The organism is Nocardia sp. NPDC004722 (assembly GCF_053601505.1).
Genome location: NZ_JBSGBY010000788.1, coordinates 1 through 3,298, shown reverse-complemented (window position 1 = coordinate 3,298; position 3,298 = coordinate 1). Strand labels below are relative to the sequence as shown.

General features: G+C 69.2%; 3 protein-coding genes. 1 reads left to right on the top strand and 2 read right to left on the bottom strand.

The window, feature by feature from the left end:
- Positions 1–959 (bottom strand): galactokinase (locus ACWELQ_RS41850; protein ID WP_452402531.1); only part of this gene is annotated, 959 nt, incomplete at its 3' end.
- A 520-nt stretch (positions 960–1,479) separates the two neighbouring features.
- On the opposite strand from ACWELQ_RS41850, the gene ACWELQ_RS41845 reads away from it, so the two are divergent.
- Positions 1,480–3,015, top strand: a complete 1,536-nt coding sequence (locus tag ACWELQ_RS41845; RefSeq protein WP_452402530.1) for a diguanylate cyclase domain-containing protein — start codon at positions 1,480–1,482, stop codon at positions 3,013–3,015.
- 47 nt (positions 3,016–3,062) lie between these two features.
- Here ACWELQ_RS41845 and ACWELQ_RS41840 read toward each other — a convergent pair.
- A partial coding sequence (locus ACWELQ_RS41840; protein WP_452402529.1) for a DUF6319 family protein occupies positions 3,063–3,298 on the bottom strand: 236 nt, incomplete at its 5' end.

The following is a 3,298-nucleotide window of genomic DNA, read 5'->3' as shown; positions in this document are numbered from 1 at the left end:
GTCGGGTACCGCTGCCAGCACCGCGAAACCCGTTGCCAGCGCGCCCAAGGCGAAACCCATGAGCGCGCGCACGCCGACGTGCTGCATCGCAGCGAGGCGTGTCCGGCGGTAAGGACGGGACCGATACCGCGCGGGTCGGCTCCGGCGCGCAATTGTTTGGCAATTTGCAGGACCCGGGCGTTTTCGGTGATCACATGACGGGCGCGTCGCCGCAGCACCGGGTCGGCGAGGCGGTCGGCGACGGCAGGATCGGTGCGGTCGCGCAGGAACGCGACGCCCAGTTCGGCTGCCGCGGCGGCGCATTCGGCGCGGCGGCGCGCGTACTCGCCGTCGCGCAGATCGTGCGGGCTGCCGGTGTCGAGCACCAGCAATGACAGGCCGGCCGCCTCGAGGTCGAAGGGGATCTGCTCGGCGGCGCCGGTGCGGGTATCGAGAAACAGCACATGACCGGCCGTGCACAGCATGGCCGCGGACTGGTCGAGAATTCCGGTCGGGACGCCCGCGTAGACGTTCTCGGCGGTGCGCGCGATATCGATGATCTCGAGGTCGGTGACGGTGCGGGCGAACAGATCCCGCAGCGCCAGCGCCACCGCGCACGACAGCGCGGCCGACGAGGACAGGCCCGCGCCGATCGGGACGGTGGCGTCGAGGGCGAGGTCGACGCCGGGGATGCGGTGGCCGCGGCGTTCGAATTCCCGGATCACACCCAGCGGATAGTGGGTCCAGCCCGGCAGTCCGGACCAGCCGCCGGTGGCGAGCGCGGCGATCGTGGTGTCGATCTCGTCGAGCGGGGCCTGGCGGGATCGCACGCGCACCACACCGTCCGGGCGCGCGGCCGCGGTGCAGGTCATGCCCAGCGGCAGAGCCAGGGGAAGCACATAGCCCTCGTTGTAATCGGTGTGCTCACCGATCAGGTTCACCCGGCCCGGAGCCCACCAGCGTCCCGCTGTCGTCGCCATGCCCCCATCCTCGTCCAGCGGTCGGCTCCAGTTCGCAGCGGCGCTCGGGCGGGTTCCGCGAAAACGTTCAGACCGTGCTCACAGCCGTATTCGGGCCGCGCCCAACGGTGTCCCGGCGGTGCGCCCAACGGCGGTCCGGCAGTGCGCCCAACAGCGGTCCGGCGGCGCACCCAACGGCGCGGTCCGTTGGTGCACGCAGCGGCTGTCCGGCCGCGCGCACAGCGGGATTCCGGCCGCGCGCCCGGCGGTGGTCCGCCGCGTCCGCGGAGGTGTTCATCCCGTGCGGTTCGAATCGCGGGGAGCATAGCGAGTCACTCGGAAAGCGGTCGTGCGGGTTCGACGAACTCCGCTCCGGAGCGGGCGCTTTCGTGTCATGATCGGTCCGGTTGCCCAATTAGTGGCAGCGCCTTTCTTCACCGGGCACTCTGCCACCGCTGCGCGGGCACCTATGCTCGTACCGCAACATACTCGATTGATGATCGGCGGTGTCTTTTCGAGTACTGCTCGGATAGGGGGGCTGGTGGGAACAGACGCACAACCGGCCGAGCAGTCTGCCCCGGAGCGGGGGCCGTGGCGTCACCGAATCTGCTGGCGCAGCGTACTGTTCGGCTGCGGTGTTCTGATTCTCGGCCTGCCGCTGGTGAACAACTCCCGCGCCGTCGCCCTGGGCACGCTGTGCGCCTCGGTCGCCCTCAGCCTCACCATGATCGGCATGGGCGTGCGCAAGTACCGTCCCCGCCATCCGCTGCCCTGGTATCTGCTGTCCGCGGCGGCCGTGCAATTCGCCATCGGCACCGCGCTGCGGCACGTCTCCGAATCCCAGCGGCACCCCTTCGACGATCTGTTCACCCTCAGTGGCTACTGCTGTGTCGGGGTGGCCGCGGTGCTGTGGCTGCGCCCGCGCCAGAACAGCACCGACCACGATCTGCTGCTGGACTCCGGGCTGATCGGCCTAGGGGCGCTGCTGCTGTCGTGGACCTTCCTGATCTCACCGGTCCTGCACATGGCCAATCACATCCACCTGAGCACCCTCACCTGCGTCGCGGATCCGATCGTCGACGCCATGCTGCTCACCGTGATCGTGCATTCGGTGATCACCTCGTCCCGCTCGGAGACCTCGCTGCGGCTGGTGCATCTGGCCATGCTGGTCATCCTGGCCGGGGATCTGGCCTACAACCTGGAATCGGCCGGTTCCGCGGTGTTCGGCCACCAGATCCAGTTGCTGCCACTGCAACTGGGCTTCACGCTGATCGGCGCGGCCGCGCTGCATCCGAGCATGGTGGTGCTGGGCGGGCCGCGAGAGATCCATCCGCACCGGTCCCGGCAGCGGGCCTCCATGATCGCCATCGTCATGATCGTGGCTTCGCTGGTGCCGGTGGTCGGCTCGAATCTCGACACCCTGGACCGAGTCGTGGTGTCCTCGCTGTTCGCGCTGCTACTAGGCGGCGTGCTGCTACGCAGCGAACGCGCCATCGAACGCAGCGCCCGCAGCGAACGGCGCGCGCAGTACCAGGCCGATCACGACATGCTGACCGGACTCCTGAACCGCGCCGCCCTGCTGCGGGCGCTGCATCGTAATCGGGAGCGTTGGGCCGGACAGCCTTTGGCCTTGCTGTTCATCGACCTGGACGGCTTCAAACGGGTCAATGACAACTACGGGCACGCGGTGGGCGATGAGCTGATCGCCAATGCGGCGGCCCGCATCCGCCGGGTGATCCGGCGCGACGACGCGGCCGCCCGTTACGGCGGTGACGAATTCGTGGTGCTGGCCCCGCTGGCGCAGGCGCAGGCCCGCCAGCTGGCCGAGCGCCTGCTGGCCACGCTCGGGGAGCCGTTCGAGCTGAGCGCGGCCGAGGTGCGCATCGCCGCCAGTATCGGCATCGCCTGCACGCGGCCCCGTGAGACCGAGACCACGGTGTACGAGCTACTGCGCGAAGCGGATTCGGCCATGTATCACGCCAAGGAATACTCCCTCGGCTACATCTTCCACGACGATCTGCGGCGCGGGCGGCCGGAATCGGGACCGCGCACCTGGCAGCGGGAATCGGCGGTGTGATCGGAATCCGCCCGGGCCGGGCGAATTCCGATCAGCGGCCGGTATTTTCAGGCCAGGTCTTCGAGTAGCCGACGGGCCGACTCGAGTTCGGCCTGCAACTGCTGCACCTTGGCCTCCTGCGCGGTGCGCACGGCCTCGTGGATGGACTCCACCACCTCGGCGAATTCCGGGTGCAGCAGCTTGGCGGCCTGGCCGACAGCGGAACTGGCGACCGGGATGCCCTTGATGGTGCGCTTCTTGCCGTTCACCACATCGAGGGTCCACTCGCCGTCGGCGGTGCCGG